Source organism: Luteimonas sp. MC1825 (assembly GCF_014764385.1).
Classification (GTDB): Bacteria; Pseudomonadota; Gammaproteobacteria; order Xanthomonadales; family Xanthomonadaceae; genus Luteimonas.
Genome location: NZ_CP061714.1, coordinates 2,815,728 through 2,834,323, shown reverse-complemented (window position 1 = coordinate 2,834,323; position 18,596 = coordinate 2,815,728). Strand labels below are relative to the sequence as shown.

At 71.5% G+C, this 18,596-nt stretch carries 22 protein-coding genes and 1 pseudogene; 16 read left to right on the top strand and 7 right to left on the bottom strand.

All coding sequences use genetic code 11. The features are described from left to right. Position 1 precedes the first annotated feature (1 nt). From sctS to IDM46_RS13125, 6 genes and pseudogenes are all read right to left on the bottom strand, one after another. Positions 2–268 (bottom strand): type III secretion system export apparatus subunit SctS, encoded by a 267-nt coding sequence (gene sctS / locus IDM46_RS13150; RefSeq protein ID WP_220486625.1) that lies wholly within the window; start codon positions 266–268, stop codon positions 2–4. Next, entirely contained in the window at positions 268–1,101 is an 834-nt protein-coding gene (locus IDM46_RS13145) for an EscR/YscR/HrcR family type III secretion system export apparatus protein (protein WP_185116108.1), read from the bottom strand. The genes sctS and IDM46_RS13145 overlap by 1 nt, the downstream gene beginning before the upstream one ends. Further along, positions 1,102–1,347 (bottom strand): annotated as a pseudogene (locus IDM46_RS13140) (hypothetical protein); the annotation flags it as partial. It lies immediately after the preceding gene. 6 nt (positions 1,348–1,353) lie between these two features. Then, positions 1,354–2,475 (bottom strand): type III secretion system cytoplasmic ring protein SctQ, encoded by a 1,122-nt coding sequence (gene sctQ, locus IDM46_RS13135; RefSeq protein ID WP_185116017.1) that lies wholly within the window; start codon positions 2,473–2,475, stop codon positions 1,354–1,356. After that, positions 2,462–3,070 carry a response regulator gene (locus tag IDM46_RS13130; RefSeq protein WP_223877979.1) on the bottom strand — a complete coding sequence of 203 codons (609 nt, stop codon included), beginning with the start codon at positions 3,068–3,070 and terminating at the stop codon, positions 2,462–2,464. The genes sctQ and IDM46_RS13130 overlap by 14 nt, the downstream gene beginning before the upstream one ends. Before the next feature lie 2 nt (positions 3,071–3,072). Next, positions 3,073–4,134 carry an ATP-binding protein gene (locus tag IDM46_RS13125; protein WP_185116015.1) on the bottom strand — a complete coding sequence of 354 codons (1,062 nt, stop codon included), beginning with the start codon at positions 4,132–4,134 and terminating at the stop codon, positions 3,073–3,075. A 153-nt stretch (positions 4,135–4,287) separates the two neighbouring features. Here IDM46_RS13125 and IDM46_RS13120 point away from each other — a divergent pair, with 153 nt between their 5' ends. From IDM46_RS13120 to IDM46_RS13060, 13 genes are all read left to right on the top strand, one after another. Beyond that, positions 4,288–4,632: a flagellar biosynthetic protein FliO gene (locus tag IDM46_RS13120; protein ID WP_185116014.1), complete on the top strand. Its 345-nt coding sequence runs from the start codon at positions 4,288–4,290 to the stop codon at positions 4,630–4,632. 261 nt (positions 4,633–4,893) lie between these two features. Beyond that, on the top strand, positions 4,894–6,942 hold the full coding sequence (sctV, locus tag IDM46_RS13115; RefSeq protein WP_182824167.1) for a type III secretion system export apparatus subunit SctV: 2,049 nt from the start codon (positions 4,894–4,896) through the stop codon (positions 6,940–6,942). 64 nt (positions 6,943–7,006) lie between these two features. Next, positions 7,007–8,191 (top strand): FHA domain-containing protein, encoded by a 1,185-nt coding sequence (locus IDM46_RS13110; protein WP_182824170.1) that lies wholly within the window; start codon positions 7,007–7,009, stop codon positions 8,189–8,191. A gap of 80 nt (positions 8,192–8,271) precedes the next feature. Beyond that, positions 8,272–8,601 carry a hypothetical protein gene (locus IDM46_RS13105; protein WP_199374003.1) on the top strand — a complete coding sequence of 110 codons (330 nt, stop codon included), beginning with the start codon at positions 8,272–8,274 and terminating at the stop codon, positions 8,599–8,601. An 80-nt stretch (positions 8,602–8,681) separates the two neighbouring features. Next, positions 8,682–9,104 carry a hypothetical protein gene (locus IDM46_RS13100; RefSeq protein WP_182824172.1) on the top strand — a complete coding sequence of 141 codons (423 nt, stop codon included), beginning with the start codon at positions 8,682–8,684 and terminating at the stop codon, positions 9,102–9,104. 16 nt (positions 9,105–9,120) lie between these two features. Continuing rightward, positions 9,121–9,894 (top strand): EscJ/YscJ/HrcJ family type III secretion inner membrane ring protein, encoded by a 774-nt coding sequence (locus IDM46_RS13095; RefSeq protein WP_185116013.1) that lies wholly within the window; start codon positions 9,121–9,123, stop codon positions 9,892–9,894. Positions 9,895–9,897: 3 nt separating this feature from the next. After that, positions 9,898–10,524 (top strand): hypothetical protein, encoded by a 627-nt coding sequence (locus tag IDM46_RS13090; protein ID WP_185116012.1) that lies wholly within the window; start codon positions 9,898–9,900, stop codon positions 10,522–10,524. Positions 10,525–10,545: 21 nt separating this feature from the next. Then, a complete protein-coding gene (locus IDM46_RS13085) occupies positions 10,546–11,253 on the top strand; it encodes a FliH/SctL family protein (RefSeq protein WP_185116011.1) in 708 nt (235 codons plus the stop codon). Continuing rightward, positions 11,250–12,614, top strand: coding sequence for a FliI/YscN family ATPase (locus tag IDM46_RS13080; RefSeq protein WP_182824180.1), 1,365 nt, complete (start codon positions 11,250–11,252; stop codon positions 12,612–12,614). Before IDM46_RS13085 ends, IDM46_RS13080 begins: the two co-directional genes overlap by 4 nt. After that, positions 12,611–13,114, top strand: a complete 504-nt coding sequence (locus IDM46_RS13075) for a hypothetical protein (RefSeq protein ID WP_182824182.1) — start codon at positions 12,611–12,613, stop codon at positions 13,112–13,114. The genes IDM46_RS13080 and IDM46_RS13075 overlap by 4 nt, the downstream gene beginning before the upstream one ends. After that, positions 13,111–13,782 (top strand): hypothetical protein, encoded by a 672-nt coding sequence (locus IDM46_RS13070; protein WP_185116010.1) that lies wholly within the window; start codon positions 13,111–13,113, stop codon positions 13,780–13,782. Before IDM46_RS13075 ends, IDM46_RS13070 begins: the two co-directional genes overlap by 4 nt. Positions 13,783–13,880: 98 nt before the next feature. After that, on the top strand, positions 13,881–15,356 hold the full coding sequence (locus tag IDM46_RS13065; RefSeq protein ID WP_182824186.1) for a LysM peptidoglycan-binding domain-containing protein: 1,476 nt from the start codon (positions 13,881–13,883) through the stop codon (positions 15,354–15,356). Between the two features lie 50 nt (positions 15,357–15,406). Next, a complete protein-coding gene (locus tag IDM46_RS13060; RefSeq protein ID WP_185116009.1) occupies positions 15,407–16,516 on the top strand; it encodes a hypothetical protein in 1,110 nt (369 codons plus the stop codon). Between the two features lie 42 nt (positions 16,517–16,558). Here IDM46_RS13060 and IDM46_RS13055 read toward each other — a convergent pair whose 3' ends face one another. Further along, positions 16,559–17,119 carry a GNAT family N-acetyltransferase gene (locus IDM46_RS13055; protein WP_185116008.1) on the bottom strand — a complete coding sequence of 187 codons (561 nt, stop codon included), beginning with the start codon at positions 17,117–17,119 and terminating at the stop codon, positions 16,559–16,561. 157 nt (positions 17,120–17,276) lie between these two features. On the opposite strand from IDM46_RS13055, the gene IDM46_RS13050 reads away from it, so the two are divergent. From IDM46_RS13050 to IDM46_RS13040, 3 genes are all read left to right on the top strand, one after another. Next, positions 17,277–17,495 (top strand): hypothetical protein, encoded by a 219-nt coding sequence (locus IDM46_RS13050; RefSeq protein ID WP_182824193.1) that lies wholly within the window; start codon positions 17,277–17,279, stop codon positions 17,493–17,495. Positions 17,496–17,498: 3 nt separating this feature from the next. Next, entirely contained in the window at positions 17,499–17,798 is a 300-nt protein-coding gene (locus tag IDM46_RS13045; protein ID WP_185116007.1) for a hypothetical protein, read from the top strand. A gap of 141 nt (positions 17,799–17,939) precedes the next feature. Further along, the gene (locus IDM46_RS13040) at positions 17,940–18,530 is read left to right on the top strand and encodes a hypothetical protein (protein ID WP_185116006.1); all 591 of its coding nucleotides are present in this window, start codon (positions 17,940–17,942) and stop codon (positions 18,528–18,530) included. Positions 18,531–18,596: the final 66 nt, after the last annotated feature.

Here is an 18,596-nt window from a genome sequence, read left to right as displayed (position 1 = left end):
GCTACTGCCGCACCAGTCCCGGGAAGTCGCGGAAGATCCGGTCGGCGTAGCTGTACAGCGAGCCGCCGATCAGCGCCGCGGTCACGAACAGCATCAGCACGATCGCCAGGAACTTGCAGGCGTAGGCGAACGTCTGCTCCTGCAGCTGGGTGGCCGCCTGCAGGAACGCGATCACCAGCCCCACCAGCGCCGCGGCGCCGATCGGCGGCCCCGACAGCAGCATGGTCAGGAACAGCGCCTCCCTGGTGAGCTCCAGGACCTCGTTCACTACCAGGCGCTCCCGTAGGTCAGCACCAGGCCGTGCACCAGCTTGGCCCAGCCGTCGATCAGCACGAACAGCAGCAGCTTGAACGGCAGCGAGATGGTGGTCGGCGAGAGCATCATCATGCCCAGCGCCAGCAGGATGTTGGCCACCACCAGGTCGATCACCAGGAACGGCAGGAAGATCAGGAAGCCGATCTGGAACGCCGCCGCCAGCTCGCTGACGGTGAACGCCGGCACGACCACGATGAAGTCGTCGACGTCGAGCTCGTCGCGGCGCTCGGCGGGCATCAGCCGCTGCGCGCTGCGCAGGAAGAACGCCCGCTCGGCATCGTTGGAATGGTTGATCAGGAAGCCGCGCAGCGGCTCCTTGCCGGCATCCAGGATGCCCAGCATGCGTGCCGCATCCATCGGGCCGTCGGCGGCGGGCTTCGCTGCCGGCGTGCCGACCGGGGTTACCACCACCGGCCCGCCGTCGCCGGCCTGCGCGTCGCCGCTTGCGTCAGGCTCGCCGGCGCCGGGTTCCTCGCTGCCGTTGCGCACGTTGGCGAACAGCGGGCCGCGCCGCGGCGCGGGTGGCGCCTGGGCATCAGGCTCCGCGGCGCCCTGTGCGGCCGTGCCGGCGGCGATCGCCTCGGCCTCGGCACGCAGCGCATCCGCCGCGGCCGGGCTGGCGGGCGGCGGTTCGGCCGCTGTGGCCGCGGGCGCCGCCGCGGGACCGCCCGCCGCCCGCTCCGCGCGGAGGCGTTCCAGTTCGCGGTTCGCCGCGCGCTGCGCGCGTCCCGCCGCGCGTGCCTCCAGTTGCGCCTGCACCGATGCCGGCGGCGGCTTGCCTTCCATGTAGGCCGTCACCGATGCATGCGTCTCCAGCAGCACCGGATGCATCACGTAGATCGACAGCACGATCGCCAGGCCGTTGATGACCACGTTGGGCGGCACCTGCTGCAGGCCGAGCGCATTGCGCAGCAGGCTCAGCACCACCACGATCTTGGTGAACGAGGTCACCATCACCGCGACAAAGGGTGCGAGGCCGATGAACACCACGGTGACGAGAACGACCGCGGGGGAGAACGTGGTGAAGTCCATGCCCGGTCAGCTCCAGGACACCAGGCGCACGCCGAGGGTGTCGCCCACGGCGACCAGTTCGCCGCGGCCCACGTCGCGGCCGTTGGCGCGGATCGCGACGTTCGCGCCCTCGAGCGCGGTTGCCAGCGGGAAGACATGGCCGGGCTGCAGGTCGGCGAGTTCGCCGACGCTCAGTTCGCTGCGGCCGAGTTCGAACTCCAGGCGCACCGGCAGGCGCCGCGCGGGGTCGGCATCGGCCGCCGTCGGGCTGCCCTCGTGATCGGTCATGGTGCTGTCCTCCTGGTACATGGCGGTCGGGATAGGTGTGCCGCGCACGGACCAGCCGCCGGCGGCCGGGGCCAGCGGCCAGTCCTGGCCGGCGGCGCGCGCGATCACGTGGGGCTGGCTGCTGCGGCCGGCGACGATCACGTCGCCCGGGCGCAACGCGCGCCAGTCGCCAGCGGAAAGCGGGGGCGCCGCGAGCAGCAGCGATACCGCGACCGGCAGCGCGCGCCAGCGCCCTGCGCCCTTCGGCGGCTCGCCGTCATGCGCGGGTTCGGCGCGGGCAGCCAGACGGTGCAGCCAGGCGGCGGGCAGCCACAGGCAGGCGCGGGTGCGCGCCGGCGGCGCCGCGGGCGCCGCGTCGTCCGGCAGCGGCGCATCGTCCTCGATGGCCACGTCCAGCCACAGCCCGGGCGCGGCCAGCGCTGTCGTGGCGTCGCCGGGGGCATCATCCACCACCGGCAGCAGCGACACGCCCAGCCATTCGCTCAGCCGCATCAGCAGCGACTCGTGGGCCAGGCTCCAGGCGAGCACGCGCGCGCGGCCGCTGTGGTCGCTCCAGCGCATGCGGCCGTCGTCGGCGTCGCCCGCCGCACCCTCGACGTGCAGCGCCAGGCGCGTGCCCTCGGCGTCGATTTCGAACGCGGCGCTCGGCGCGCGGCCGAAGCCCACCTCGACCGCGCTGCGGTCGGCGAGCATCCACCAGCGCGGTTCGGCGAAGAACGCGCGCAGCGCGTCGGCCACCGGCGCGTCGAGCACCGGAAGCAGGCCGCGCGGTGAACGTGCCGCGACAACCGCTGCCGGCACGCGCACGGCGTCGCCGGTGCGCGCGCGGGCCTTGCGCGCGCCGCGCTCAACCGTGGCCAAGCGCCACCTTCATCAGCTCCGGCACGGAGCGCACGCCCAGCTTCGCCATCATGTTCGCCCTGTGCAGTTCAACGGTCTTGATGCTGATGCCGAGGATGTCGGCGATGATCTTGTTGGGTTTGCTGGCCACCACCAGGTCGAGCACCTGGCGTTCGCGCGGGCTGAGCCGGGCGAGCAGTTCGCCGGCCATCGCGCCGCCGCCATTGCCGCGGCTGCGTGCCCTGGCCAGCGCGGTGCGCAGCGCGCCGACCAGCGCCTCCTCGCTGAACGGCTTCTCGAGGAAGTTCGACGCGCCCTTGCGCATCGCCTCGACCGCCAGCGGCACATCGCCGTGCGCGGTCACGAACACCAGCGGCAGGTGGATGCCGCGGCGGATGAGTTCGTCCTGCAACTGCAGCCCACTCATTTCCGGCATGCGGATGTCCGACACCAGGCACTCGGCGACGTCGCCGTGGCGATTGCCGGCATAGGCCGCCAGGAACGCCGCGCCGGAGGCGAATGGCAGCACCTCGTAGCCGGAGGTCTCCAGCAGCCAGGCGGTGGAATCGCGGAATCCGTCGTTGTCGTCGACCAGGTAGACACGCGTAGCCGGCATCCTCATCCCCTTCCGTCCGCGATCGGCAGCGTGAAGCCGAACACGCTGCCACCGCCGTCGCGCGGCTCGAAGAACAGCCGCCCCTCGTGGTATTCGATGATCGAGCGGCAGATGGCGAGCCCGATGCCCAGCCCGTCGCTCTTGGTGGTGAAGAACGGCGAGAACAGCTGCTGGCCCTGCTCCGCGCTGAGGCCTTCGCCCCGGTCGCAGACGCGCACCTCGACCTCGCCGTCCAGATTCACGCGGCCTTCGATGCGCAGCCCGCGCTTCGCCGCCGGCACTTCGCGCATCGCCTCGATGGCGTTCTTCACCAGGTTCAGCAGCACCTGCTCGACCATCACCCGGTCCGCGTAGACCGCGGGCAGGTCGGGCGCCAGTGCCAGTTCGATGCGCAGTTGCTGGCGGTCCGCCTCCAGCCGCAGCAGCTCGAGCACGGTGCCGGTGATCTGCGCCAGGTCGCGCGCGTCGCGCCGGGGTTCGCGGGCGCGGATGAACTCGCGGACGCGCGAAATCACCGCGGCGGCGTGCTCGGCCTGGGTGCGCGCGGCCAGCAGCGCGCGCTCCACCTGCACCGGTCCGCCGGCCTGGTCCACCAGGCGCAGGCTGCCGTTGAGGTAGTTCACGATCGCCGCCAGCGGCTGGTTCAACTCGTGCGCGAGCATCGCCGCCATTTCGCCCACCGACATCAGCCGGGACGTGAAGAGCAGCTTTTCCTGGCGGCTGCGGTGCGAATCCAGCGCCTCGATGCGCGCGCTGATGTCGACCGCGGTCAGCAGCGACAGCGGCTCGCCGCCGGCATCGGATTCGCCCCAGTGCAGGGCATACCAGCGATTGCTGTGCGCGGCATGGACTTCGCGCGGCGCGGCACCGCCGCTGCCGCTGTCGTGGTCGTCGTCGCCGAGTTCGGCGAGCAGGCGCGTGCGATGCACATGGCCAGGCAGTCCGCTGAACGCGTCACGGTAAGGGCTGTTGCTGGCGAGCAGCCGCCCGTCGCCTCGCGCGAACGCGGCGCAGGGCACCGGGATCGCTTCGAGCAGGGCCGCGACCGCGCCGTCCGCCGTCATCGCGCGCGCATTCCACGGCGCTGGCGGGTGGGAGCGCTGTTGTAGGCTGACGCCGCGCGTCCCGCGCCAATCCCCAGGGCCTTCCATCCCGCCATGTCCAAGCGATCGCTGACTGCCATACCCGCCATCCTGTCCCTCGCCTGTGGCCGCGCCATGTCGGCCGAGCCCGTGGTTGCCGATGCCGCGCCCGCCGCCTCGTCCTTCGGCGCCGAACTGATGGCCATCCTGCTGCCCCTGGCCTTCATCATCGTGGGCCTGCTGGTGGTGCTGCGCCTGCTCCGTCGGCGCTATGGCCTCACCGGTCCCGATGCCCCGTTGTCGATCCTGCAAATCCTGCCGCTCGGGCCACGCGAGCGCCTGGTGCTGGTGAAACTGCGCTCCGGTCGCGTATTCACGATTGGAGTCAGCGCGCAAAGCGTGAACTTCGTCACCGAACTGGACGCGGACGACGTCGCGCCAATCGATCCGGCGACCACGCCGCAGACCTCGATCAAGTGATGCACCGCACTGGCGAAATTTCCGTGACGGCAAAATTACGCCTCAATTACAGCGGCTTGCGTTCACTTCACTGAATCGGCAACGCCTTCGCCGCCATCGCGTCCTGCAATATTTCCCACGTTGCTCTTGTGTCGAGACTATCGTAATTTGCCACAAAGTGACGCATGGGGTCAGTGCGATGTGGCGAGGGCGATGCATCGATAACAGCGGACGGACGCACGGCAGTTGCACGCCGGTTGCGCGCCGTGCGTGGTGCGCGACATGCGTGCGCTGATCGGCTCGCTGTTCGCGGCACCGGGCAACGCGGCACCGCGCGTCAAGCTCGGCTACAGCGACATCATCCTTGCGTTCGCGGCGGTGATGATCATCAGCGTGATGATCCTGCCGCTGCCGCTGGTGGTGATCGACGCGCTGGTCGCGGTCAACATCTCCATCGGCTTCGGCCTGCTGCTGCTGGCGATCTACATCCCCACGCCGGTCGCGTTCTCCAGTTTCCCGAGCGTGCTGCTGCTGACCACGCTCTTCCGCCTGGCGCTGTCGATCGCCATCACCCGCTCGATCCTGCTCGATGCCGAAGGCGGCCACATCGTCGAGACCTTCGGCAGCCTGGTGGCCGGCGGCAACCTGGTGGTCGGCCTCGTGGTGTTCATGATCATCACCGTGGTGCAGTTCATCGTCATCGCCAAGGGCGCCGAACGCGTCGCCGAGGTCGCGGCGCGCTTCACCCTTGACGCCATGCCCGGCAAGCAGCTGTCGATCGACTCCGACCTGCGCTCCGGGCTGATGGACAAGGACGAGGCCAAGCGCAGGCGCCGCCTGCTGGAGTCCGAGAGCCAGCTGCACGGTGCGCTCGACGGCGCCATGAAATTCGTCAAGGGCGACGCGATCGCCGGCATCGTCATCATCATCATCAACCTGCTCGGCGGACTGGCGATCGGCGTCATGCAGCGCGACATGTCACTGGCCGACGCCACCCGCACCTACAGCATCCTGACCATCGGCGACGGCCTGGTCTCGCAGATCCCGGCCATCCTCGCGACGATCGCCGCGGGCCTGGTGGTCACGCGCACCACCGGCGAGGTCGACGACCGCCACCTCGGCGACGCCATCACCCGCCAGGTCAGCGGCCAGCCGCGCGTGCTGCTGATCACCGGCCTGCTCGCGTTGCTCATGACGCTGGTGCCGGGTTTCCCGAAGATGGTGTTCGCCGCGCTCGGCGTCTCGCTGCTTGGCATCAGCGCCTGGCGCTACCGGCACGGCTTCGTGGTGCTGCGCCGCGCGTTCCGCGTGCCCGAGGACGAAGTCGCCGAGGCCGACCGCCTGCCGCCGGTCGACGACCTGGCGCCACCCGCGCCGCTGCAGCTCGAACTGTCACCGGCGCTGCTCGCGGCGACCGGCAAGGACGCGCTGTTCGCACGCGTGGCCGGCGTGGCGCAGCGCATGCGCGAGGAATACGGCGTGCCTGTCCCCGTGCCGCAGTTGCGCGTCTCCGAAGCCCTGGGCCCTGGCGAATACCGCCTGACCGCGTTCGGCGCGCGCCTGGCGGCGGGCCACCTGCGCATGGACGAGGACTTCCGCCGCGCGGCCGTGCCCACCGACGGCAATCGCCAGCCCGGCTTCTTTCCCACGCTCGCCGGTGACTGGGTCGCCCGCGGCGAGGCCGGCGCGCTGGCACCCGACGACCTGCTTGCATCGCATTGCAGCGCCGCGCTGCAGCGCCGCCTTGGCGGATTCATCGGCATCCAGGAGACCGCCAACCTGTTCGCGCGCATGCAGCGCGACTACCCGGACCTGGTCAAGGAAATGCTGCGCGTGGTCGCGCCGCAACGCGTCGCCGACGTGCTCCGCCGGCTGGCCGAGGAAGGCGTGCCGGTGCGCAACCTGCGCGATGTGTTCGAGGCGATCACCGACGTCGGCGGCCGCGAGAAGGACGTGGTGCTGCTCACCGAATACGTGCGCGTCGCGCTCAAGCGCGAGATCGCTGAACGCCATGCCGATGTCGAACGCACGCTGCACGTGTTGCTGATCCATCCGGAACTCGAGGACAAGCTGCGCCAGTCGGTGCGCGTGGCCGGCGGCGCGAGCCAGCTGGCCATCTCGCCCGAGCTCGCCGCGCGGCTGGGCAACGAAGTGCGCGCGCACCTCGCCCGCCAGGCGCCCGGCGTCCAGCCGGTGCTGCTGTGCTCGCTCGATGTGCGCCGCCACCTGCGCAAGCTGATGGAAGTCGATTTCTTCGAGCTGCCGGTGCTGTCGTACCAGGAACTCGCACCCGACCTGCGCATCGTGCAGGCCGGGCAGGTCAACGCATGACCGTCGGGCTGCTCCGCCGCCGGGCAACGATGCAGTCGCAGGATGGAAGACGGGAGGGTCGGCAATGAACGTGGCACGGGACAACGGGACGGAGGGCGGGGTCGACAAGGTGCTGCGCGTGGTCTCGGGCCTGCATGCCGGTGCGCTGCGCCCGCTGGCGGCGCGCGAGATGATCCTCATCGGCAGCGGCGACGACTGCGACATGGTGCTCGCCGACGCCGGCGTGGCCAACCACCACGCCTTGCTCAGCCTCGTCGATGGCGCGTTCTCGCTGCGCGCGCTCGACGCACCGCTGCATGTCGGTACCACCATGGTCCACCCCGGTGATCCGGTCGAGCTCGACCGCGTGCAGCGCGTGGGCCTCGGCGAGGCGGCCATCGCGTTCGGCGCCGCGGACGATCCCGCGTGGGAGCTGCTGGTGCCCGGCGGGCTGGGGCCGCGCGCGCTGGCCACGCCGGCGGCCACCCCCTACCTGCGGCGCCTGCCGGCGGTGGCCGCAGTGGCCGTGCTGTCACTGGTCTCGCTGGCGATTTTCGCCGCGGTCATGCCGGCCAGGCCCGAACCGCCCGATCCGCGCGAGCAGTTGCAGCGCCTGGTGCCCGAGTACGGCATCGATGACGGCCGTGCCAATCTCGACCTGCAGGGCGGGCTGGTGCTCACCGGAACCGTGCCCGACGCCGCCACGCGCGAGCGCATCGCGCGCCGAATCGCCGACGACAACATCGACGCCAAGCTCGAGCTGCGCACCGGCGACGACATCGCCGGCGACGTCAGCGAGATCCTCCGCGGCCAGGGCATCAACGCGCGTACGCGCTACCTCGGCAACGGCGACGTCGAGGTCAGCGGCCGCTTCGAGGACGAGGCCGCACTGCGCGCCGCGTCCTTCTCGCGCGCCATGCGCGAGGTCAAGGGCGTGAGCCGGGTCATCCCGGTGAACGTGGCCGAGCGCAGCGCGGCGGCGAGCGCGCCGGCGGTGCCGCCAAAGCCCGTGCGCATCCGGGTTGCCGCCATCGTGCGCGGCGCCGATCCGCACGTGCTGTCCGGAAAGGGCGACAAGTACCCGGTTGGCGCGGAACTGCCCGGCATCGGCACGCTGGTGTCGATCACCGAGAACAGCGCGCACGCGCTGCGCGCCGACGGCAGCCTGGAAAAGCTCGCCGTCGAACGCGCGCCGCGGCCGGACGAAGAGGTGTCGGAGCCGCAGGATTTCTCCAACGTGCGCGGCGAGGTGTCGTCGATGCGCATGTAAGCCGCGGGCCGGCTCCGGGAAGGCCGGCCCGATCCATCCGTAGTCCAACGCAGCACAGATCACAGAGAGAGGAGAGAACCATGACCAATGTCACCGGAAATGCGGGAATCGGACAGTTCATCGCGGGCGCGGCGGTCACCGGCGGCGCCGGCGGCATCCGTGGCGGTGCGTCGGCCGGCGATCGCGGCAGCTGGTACGAGGCGATGTCGCGTGCCTGGGGCCAGACCCTGGATTCGCAGGCGTCGGTGATCACCGACATGTCGGCCAACATCAGCGGCGGCGACGACCAGCCGTCCTCGATGGTGCAGCTCACCGCGGCCAGCCTGAAGATGCAGTTCATGTCCAACAACGCCGCGACCTCGCAGAACAGCGTCGGCCAGGCGCTGGAAACGCTGGGCAAGCGCCAGTAACCGAGGCATCCGGGTGCGTGCCGCCGGTGGCTTCGCCACCGTGGCAGGTTCCCGCGAATGCAGCCCAACAGGAGACGGAAATGATCGAAGCCATCCAGGTGGCGGCCATGGACCCGACGCAGGCAGCCGGCAATGCCGCTGCCTCCGCGGGCGGTGGCCAGGCCACGGCAACGCCGTACGACGTGCGCGATTTCGCCGCGTCGCTCGAGCGCACCGGCGGCGTGCAGCCGCAGCAGCAGGCGACGCCGGTGGAACTGCCGCCGGCGCAGGCGTCCGAGGGCACGCGCGCGCTGATCGCCGCCATCGACAACCTCAACACCGGTGCCGCCAACATCAACGCGCTGTCGCAGACCATGAGCGGCAACATCGCCGAGCTCACGCCCGGGCAGATGATGGAAATGACCATGAAGTGCCATCAGTTCCTGTTCCAGGCGGAGATGACGTCCAACGTCGCCAACCGCACCTCGGACGGCATCCAGCAGCTGTTCCGGCAGCAGGGTTGACCCAGGAGGGCATGGCATGAAGTCCCACGACCGGCCGCGCGCCCTGCGCGCGGCCCTGTTCGCACTCGCGGCCGGCGCGATGCTCGCCGCCTGCGGCGGCAAGCCGTTGTACAGCCAGCTCGACGAGGGCCAGGCCAACCAGATCATGGGCGCGCTGATCGCCGCGGGCATCGATGCCGACAAGAATCCGTCGCCGTCGAAGACCGGGTGGGAGGTGCGTGTCGCGGCCTCGGACTTCCCGTACGCGATGCAGATCCTCGGCGCGCACGGCCTGCCACGGGCGCAGTTCGCGACCACCTGCGAGGTGTTCAAGAAGGAAGGGTTTGCGTCGTCGTCCACCGAGGAACGCGGGCGCGAAGTGTGCAGCCTGCAGCAGGAGCTGTCGGACACGCTGACGCGCTTCCCCGGCGTGGTCGACGCGCGCGTGCACGTCACGCTGGCCGAGCGCGACCCACTGGGCGGGTCGAGCCTGGATTCGTCGGCGTCGGTGGCGATCTTCGAACAGGCGGGCGCCAGCGTCCGCGACCGCGAGGCCGACATCAAGTTGCTGATCAAGGACGCCGTGCCCGGCCTCACCGACATCAACAAGGTCACGGTGAAATTCGCGGCCGCGCCGCCATTGCCGGCGCGCACCGCGCAGGGGGCCGTGGCACTCTCGGCGGTCAGTCCGCTGACGCTCGGCATCGCTGCGGCGGTCGTCCTGCTGCTGGGCCTGCTGGTCGCGTTCTGGGGCCGGTTGCGCGGGACCACGCAAACCGCCAAGCCCGTCGACCAGGTCTGGAACGGCTGAGGCATGGCCTCCAGGGCGCTGCTGGCGGATATCGACCCGGGCTGGCTCGCCGATGGCGACACGCTGCTTGATGCGGAGCTTGCCGCGCGCGCCCGCGACAGTGCGCTGGGACGGCGCATGCTGGCCGCCTGGCTGGCCGACGGCCCGGCGGCGGCGCTGTTCGCGCCGGACCCGGGCCGGCAGCCGGACCTGGTGCGCATGCGCTGGCCGCGGCAGCGCCTGGACGCGCTGCTGCGCGACATCGGCGTGCTGGCGCATGCCCCCGCGATCCGCGCCGAAACCGGTCGCGAGCCGGTGCGGCGGCTGAAGGCGGCGCTGGGCAACAGCTACCTGCTCGCGCTGGACCGCACCGTGTGGGACGGACACGTCGAACGCGCGCGGCAGGCGGCGCTTGCCTCCGCGCTTGCGCACGCGCTCGCCGCCGCCACGACCGCGGACGGTCCGCAGCCGCTGCACGCGCTGTTCGATGCCCAGGGCCGCGCAGAACTGGTCGCCTGGGCGCGGCGCCGCGATCCGGCGCTGGCCGACTGGTGCCAGCTGCTGCATCCCCCGGGTCCCGCGCCGGTGGCCTGGCTGCCCGAAAAACCGGTGCTGCGCATCTACACGCACCACGACACACGTGCCGCCTGACCGCGGCCCACAGGATCCCGGATGAGCGCAGACGCTTCAGCCATCGCCAGCAGTACGCCCGTCAGCGCGACCGTGGGCGCAGGGCCACGCGCCGGTGCCGGCGTGGGGGTGTTCGAACGCCGCCAGTTCGAGCGCTCGCTGGGTGCCGGCGTCGTGCCCGCCCAGGCCTGGGCGCGGCTGGAGGAACTCGACACCTTGCTCGTCCGCGTCAACGCGCTCTACGACGAGGCCGCGGCCGAGATCGAGGCCGCCCGCGAGCAGGGCCACGCCGCGGGCTACGCGGCCGGCGTCGCCGCGGCCGAGTTGCAGATGACCGGACAGCTCGCCGCGCTCAACGAGCGGCGCGCACGGGTGCTGGGCGAGGCGTCCGGGCGCATCTCCGAACTTGCCTGCGCGATCGTCGACCGCATCGCACCGGGCTTCGACGCCCGCAGCGTGGTGCCAGCGCTGGTGCTGCAGGCGGTGGAGGCCGCGCAGGCCGAGCAGTTCCTGCTGATCCGCGTGCACCCCTCGGTGCGCGAAAGCGTGGCCGCCGGCCTGGGTGCCGTGCGCCAGGCGCATCCGGCGGTCGGGGTGATCGAGCTGGTCGACGATCCCAGCCTCGAGCCGGCCAGCTGCGTGGTGGTGTCGGAGGCCGGCGAGGTCCGCGCCGGCGTGGCGCAGCAGATCGAGGCGATCCGCGCCGCGCTCGCAGGCAGTGCCGCGCATACGGCGAGGTCGGCGCAATGAGTTCCGCCAGGTCCGCAAAGCCGCTCGCCGGCCTGGCGGCCCACGGCGCGCATGATCCGCTGTTGCATGCCCTGGCGCAGGTGCAGTCGATCGAACGCGTCGGTCGCGTGGCCGAGGCTTACGGCACGCTGATCCGCGCCACCGGCCTGAAGGCCGCGATAGGCGAGCTGTGCGAACTGCGCAATGCGCGAGGCGACGGTGATCCCACGTTCCGGCTGGCGGCTGAAGTCGTCGGCGTGTCCAAGTCACACACCCTGCTCACCCCGCTCGGCGCACTCGACGGCGTGTCCGCGACCACCGAGGTGTATGCCAGCGGCCGGCAGGCCTCGGTGCTGGTCGGCGACGGCCTCCTCGGCCGCATCCTGGACGCCCACGGCGAGGCCATCGACGACCTTGGCCCGACCGGCGCCAGCCACGAGATGCCGATCTACGCCGCCTCGCCAAATCCGCTGGCGCGCAACCTGATCGAACGCCCGTTCTCCACCGGCGTGCGCGCCATCGACACCACGATGACCGCGGGCGAGGGCCAGCGCATCGGCATCTTCGCGGTCGCCGGAGGCGGCAAGAGCACGCTGCTGGGCATGCTGGCGCGCGGCGGCGATGCCGACGTCAACATCATCGTGCTGGTCGGCGAGCGCGGCCGCGAGGTCAACGAGTTCATCCACGACAACCTCGGCCCCCAAGGCCTGGCGAAGTCGGTGGTCGTGGTGGCCACCTCCGACCGGCCGGCGCTCGAGCGCAGCCGCGCGGCCTGGGTGGGCACCGCCATCGCCGAGCACTTCCGCGACCAGGGCAAGCGCGTGCTGCTGCTGGTCGACTCGGTCACCCGCTTCGCCCGCGCCCTGCGTGACGTGGGCCTGGCGGTCGGCGAGCCCCCGGCGCGGCGCGGCTTTCCGCCATCGGTGTTCAGCGCGCTGCCGCGGCTGTTCGAGCGCGCCGGCAACAACCACATCGGCTCGATCACCGCGTTCTACACCGTGCTGGCCGAGGACGAGGACGGCGGCGACCCGATCGTCGAGGAAGTGCGCTCGATCCTCGACGGCCACATCGTGCTGTCGCGCAAGCTGGCCGCGGCCTATCACTACCCGGCGATCGACGTGCTCACCAGCCTCAGCCGCACCATGCCGCGCGTGGTCGACGGCGCGCACCAGCGCGCGGCCGGCCAGCTGCGCAAGCTGCTGGCGAAGTACCAGGACATCGAGTTGCTGATCCAGCTGGGCGAGTACAAGCGCGGCACGGATCCCGATGCCGACGCCGCCATCGAGAAGATCGGCGCGATCCGCAAGCTGCTGCAGCAGTCGTCCACCGAACTCGTGCCGTTCGCGCAGTCCGCGGACGCGCTTCGGAAACTCTTCGCGTGAAGCGCTATCCGCTGCAGACGCTGATCCGCCTGCGCGAGCACCGCACGGAGGCCGCGCGCCAGCTGGTGCTGGAGCGCCAGCGCGAGGCGCAGGCCTGTCGCGACGCCTGCCTGGGCGTGGAGGGCGAGATCATCGCGCTCGACTTCGAGCAGCGCCAGCAGCGCGGGCGGATGCTCGACGCGCCGCCGGCAGGCGTGCCGTGGCCCGCCGCGCTGGCGCAGCGCGAGACGCACATCGACCTCCTCGGCGAGCAGGCCGAAGCCGCGCGCCAGCGGTTGTTCAAGGCCCAGGACATCCTGCGCGCGGCGGAAGTCGCGCTGGCCGATGCGCGGACCGCGTACTTCCGCGCCAAGGCGCGCGTGGATGCGCTGGAAAAGCGCCGCGACGTGTGGCGCGGCGAACAATCCGCCCTCGCGTCGCGCCAGGAGGAAAGCGCCACCGAGGACCTGCTGCAGGCACGCCACCTGGCGGGCGCTGAGGCGAACAGGAGACCGGCATGACGATTGAACGCAGCAGCTCGACTTCGGCGTCGGATGCCGCGCGCAGCCGCGAAGGCGGCGAGACGACCCGCGACGTGCGCCCGCCGGCGCAGCCGGAGCACATCGAGCGCTTCCGCCATGCGCTGGACCAGGTGCGCGACAACGGCAAGGGCGGCCAGTCCGATGCCACCGCCAGCGCGGCGGAGCCTGGCGAGGAGGGCGCGCGCGTCGACGAAGGCCTGCGCATCGGCGGTCGCGAGGGCCACGGCCACGAGCAGCGCCAGGACAGCGGCCACGGCGACCAGGCCGAAACCACCCTCCTCGATCCGGCCCTGCTGTGGCAGGCGCAGAACGCGCTGCGCGGCGAGGCGCCGCAGGCGATGCCGGCGCCGGTGGGTGCCAGCAACGCGGTGATGGACATGATCGAGCGCCACGTGCGCCAGCTCGCGATCGGCGACGGCACGCGCGACGCCGCCGGCGATGGCCAGGTGCTGCTGCGCATGTCCGACGCCACGCTGCCCGGCACCGACCTGCTGCTCACGCGCGTCAATGACGGCTGGGTGCTGCGCGCCGACGTGCGCTCGCGCGCCAGCCATGACGCGATCCGCGAGGCCGGCCCGGAACTTGCGCGGCGCTTCGCCGAGCGCAACCTCGGCACGCTGCGCGTGGAGTCGCACTACACCGGCTGAAGCCCGCCATAGGGTCCGACCTAGCTGGCGTGCACGCCCGCCCACGCCTGTAATCACCGCATGCGCGGCAACGCGCCCCGGAACACAGGAGCATCCGCATGGTCGGCCCGGTATCCGCGAACACCCAGAACGTCGTCGGCGATCGCACCAGCCCCGGTGGCTTCGACTACAACCGCATCAGCGGCGTCGAAGGCAACCGCAACGTCACGCCGGAGTTCATCGCCCAGGTCGAGGCCATGGCGCAGCGCCTCGGCACGCAGCCGGAATACCTGCTGGCGGTGATGAGCTTCGAAACCGGCGGCAGCTTCAGCCCTGGCGTGCGCAACGGCGCCGGCAGCGGTGCCACCGGCCTGATCCAGTTCATGCCCAACACCGCGCGCGAGCTGGGCACGTCCACCGACGCGCTGGCGCGGATGAGCGCCACCGACCAGCTGCAGTACGTGGAGCGCTACTTCAACAACCGTTCCGACCCCGGCGAGCTCGACACCCTCGAGGGTGTCTACACCACGGTACTGTACGGAAGCCCGCGACCGGACCCGAACGCCACGCTGTTCAGCGAGGGTGGGGCGGCCTACCGCATGAACTCGCCGCTGGACACCAACCGCGACGGCCGCATCACCGCAGGTGAGGCCACCTCGTTCGTGCGCGCGCGGATCGACGGCGAAGCGCCGCCGCCGCGCGACACCGGGCCTGCCCCTGCGCCGGGCGGCGAGGCGCCCGCGCCTTCGCCATCCGCGCCGGGCGGCAGCGTCACGGTGCGCAGCGGCGACACGCTGTCGGGCATCGCGGCGCGCAACGACGTGTCGCTCGATGCCGTGCTCGCGGCCAATCCGCAGATCCGCAACCCGGACCTGATCTATCCCGGCCAGACCGTGCACCTGCCAGGCGGCGGTGGCCGGGACGTCACGGTGCGCGGCGGCGACACGCTGACGGGCATCGCTGCACGCAACGGCGTGTCGCTGGACGCGGTGCTCGCCGCGAACCCGCAGATCCGCAACCCGGACTTGATCCATCCCGGTCAGCTGGTGCGTATCCCAGGTGGCGGAACCCCGGCACCCGGCGGCGGCAACGCGCCCGCCCCGGCGCCAGGGCAACCGCCCTCGGGCGATGTCCCGACGTACGCGCCCTACACCGTGTACAGCACCGGGAACGCACCTGCCATCGCGGTGCAGGGCCCGGACCAGATGCAGCCCCACCACGACTACCAGACCGCGCAGCGCGGTGGCCAGACGCTGGAAGTGCGCGACGTGGTCCTGCACCGCAACGGCCAGTCGCAGTCGCAACAGGCCATTCCCTCGCCGATTGCCGGCACCGTGGTGTCGGCAGGCCCCATGGGCAATGCCGGCAATGCGGTGGTGGTGCGGGGCGACCAGGGCCAGCTGGTCTACATCTTCCACATGTCGAGCATCGACGTGCGTGCAGGGCAGCGCGTCGACTACGGGCAGGACCTGGGCAACCAGGGCTCGACCGGCAACTCGACCGGTCCGCACGTGCACATCGAAGCCTCGAGCGCGACCATAGACCGCTGGGTCAACGACCTCCTCGACGGACGCTTCGACGGGCGCAGGCAGTAGCCGGCACCCGCCGTGGTCTGGCGCATCAGGGCGCGTGCCATGCTGCCGGCATGACCGCATCACGTACATGGCCACTGCGGCTGCATCCGTGGCGCGCGGCGCCGGTGATGGCCTGCGTGCTCGCGCTTGGGTTCGCCGCGGGCTGCGAGCGTCCCGCCGCCGCGGATCCGCAGCCTGCCGCAGCCCGCATCGCTCCGTCGGATTCCGTCGGGCTGGACGGGCCAGTGCGCATCGAGGCCCTTGATCCGCGCCCCGGCACCCAGCTGCCTGCGGACATCGCCCGGGCCCTGTCCAGCGACGCGCGCGTACTCGATTGCGCGGAGGGCATGCATGCGGGCGGGTCCGCGTTCGCGCCCGACTGGGTCGTCGCGCGGCGCGTCGACCTCGACGATGACGGCCGCGACGACTGGGTCGTGCACGGACGCCATCGCTGCCTGGCTGCTGGCGATGCAGCCGACTGGTGGCTCTACGCCGACGACGGGACACGGCGCCGGCTGCTGCTGGCGGCCGGCCGGGCGCGTGCGATGGAACTGCAGGCGCCGCGCAACGGCGGGTTCCGCGACGTGGTGTTCCAGCGTGACGGCGGCGCCGTGCGCGCCAGCTACCGGGGTACGGCGTACGTGTTCCCCGCGCTGCAGCGCACCGGGGCCACCCCGGGCACGGGCACGACGCTCGACGCCGGGCGGGCCACCGCGTCGCCTGCCAACGGCGCGCAGGTCATGCAGACCGTGGCCGGGCGGCTCGAGATATCACCCGCCGGCACCGGCACGCACGGAGACGCCCACGTGGTGCGGCTCGATGGGCGGGAACTGCTGCGCACCGGTGCCGATGGCGCATTCGCCGATTTCCCGCTGCCGCGCCTGGTCGCGCGCTATCGCGCCCTCGCGCCGTTCGATGAAGTGCTGGTGTTCCAGCAGCACATGTACGGCAACGCCTGCAGCGGCGGTCCGCTGTGGATGCTGGGATTGCGGCGCGGCGGGGCGGCGGTGCGTTCCGCGCCCATCGACTACTGCGGCGGAGGCGACCCGGTGCTCCAGGCCGACGGCGCGGCGCTGCGGGTCACCCTGCCCGGCGCGCCCGCCAGCGGCGTGCATGCGGGCCAGGCGCCGCAGCGCTGGGAGTTCCGCGCCGGCGAATTGCGCCGGCTCGATACGCCCTGATCCCGGCGTGCGGGGGCACGCCGCACATGCGCTCGCCTGGAATCAGGCGTGCGCCGCGCGCCGGCGCACGCCGCGCCAATCACCGCGCGCCAGGCGCAACTCCAGTGCCGGTCGCCCGCGCTGCATCACCTCGCCGGCCGGGACGAAGCCCAGGCGCATGAGCAGCGGCGGCACCGAACGGTTGGCGGGATCGCACCGCCCGACCAGCGTCGGCAGCCGCAGGGTTTCAAACGCGTGCGCGCACAGCGCGGCGCCGCCTTCCAGCGCATAGCCGCGACCCCAGGCGCGCGGCAACAAACGGGTTCCGATTTCCACCTCGCCAGGTGCGAGCTCCGCCATCAGCGAGAAGAAACCGAGGAATCCGTGCGCGTCGTCGGCGCGCCAGACCCCCAGGCCGGGCCGCTCGCGATAGATGCGGTTGGCGAGGTCGACCAGCGCGCACGCGCTGGCGATGTCGTCGACCGGCGCGTCCAGCAGCGCCTGCGTCACCCGCGCGTCGCGGCCAAGGCGCTGCAGGTCGAACACGTCGGCGTGGCGCAGCCCGCGCAGGGTCATCCGCCGCGTGTGCAGGAACGGATCGCCCGGATGGTCGCGTGTCGACATGCGCCGAGTATGCCGCGCCCTCCCCGCGCCCGCGGAGGCGCTCAAGGGTGCGCCCTAGGTGGGGCGCGCACCAGCTTGGCGCGTGGCCGGCGATGCGGAAACTGCCACCTGTCCGGCGAGATCCCCCGGGCATATCCCAACCAGGTGAGGACATGACATGGGCAGTCAAATCGGTTCAATCGTCGGCGGTCTCGTCGGCACCTTCTTTGGTGGCCCCGCCGGTGCGGCCATCGGCCAGCAGCTCGGCTCCTGGCTCGGCGGCATGATCGGTGGCGAAAGCGGCGGCGCCGAAAGCGGCGGATTCGACTTCGGCTCGATGTTCGGCAACGCCTATTCGGGCGGATTCGACTTCGGCTTCGGCGCGGGGGGCGGCTGAGCGATGCAGGCCGATGGCGCACCGCGCACCCGCGAGGAACTCGTCGAACGTCTCGGCGACCTTCGCCGGCAGGGCATCCTCGACACCGCGGAAGAAGATCGCCTCCTCCGCCATTACGACGAGTTGCTGCGCGACGTGCACGACGAAAAGGCGCGGCTCGAGCCGGAGTACAACCGGCGCGTCCGCGAACAGGGGCTGGAGCCTGCCAATGCCTGGCTGCGCGACGCCGCACAGGACCTGGGGCGCCGGCATGGTGAAGCCACGCGCGTGATCACCGACCAGTTGCGCGTGGTCACCGGCTGATCGGCAGCCGGCGGCCCGGAGGTGCCGGTGGACGCTCGCGACCCCTTAGGGTTGGCCCCAGATTGTTGCGCAATGCGAACTCCCTACACTCGATCCAGACAGCCAAGCAGCTCCGTGCCCCGCCCACTTCGAGACGATCCGATGGCCCAGCGTCCGCCCCAGCGTCCGACCTTCCAGCAGCCCGCGGCATTTGTCGCCGGTGCCGCGCTGGAAACGTCGCCCGCACCGGTGGCCGCGCTCGACTCCGGCATGGAGGAGCTGCTGCGCCAGTTCGAAGAGGCGCTGCACGAGCTGGAGAACGACCCGTCGATGGATCTCGCCACCCGCGGCCTGCTGCGCGACCAGTTCACGCAGGCCATGCGCGACATGCGGCACGGCAGCGACACGGCGCTGGAGATCCCCGACCGGGCCATGTGGATGGATGCGCTCCAGGCGCTCCAGGCCAGCGGCGCGGTTGCAACCGACCAGGTCGACGAGCTCATCCGCCAGGTCAACCAGGCGTTGCAGCCGCTGCAGCGTCGTGACACGCGCATCGCGCTCGAGTTCAGCCGCCGTCTGCGCAGCGAGGGCGAGGAAAAGGCCCTGGCCTGGTTTCGCACCGAGACCGCGAAGAACAGGGCCGAAGAGGGTGAGTCCGTCCCGGCCGTTGTTCCTCCCGTCGCGACGGTGTCGCCGATATTGCGCGGTGACGTGGTGAACTCGCGCTCGCGGCGGCTTCGCGGACCTCCGTGAGAAGAAGGTTTCACGGCCTGCGGGCCGGCTGGACCCTTCAACTCGCGTCAAAGAACATCCACGGAG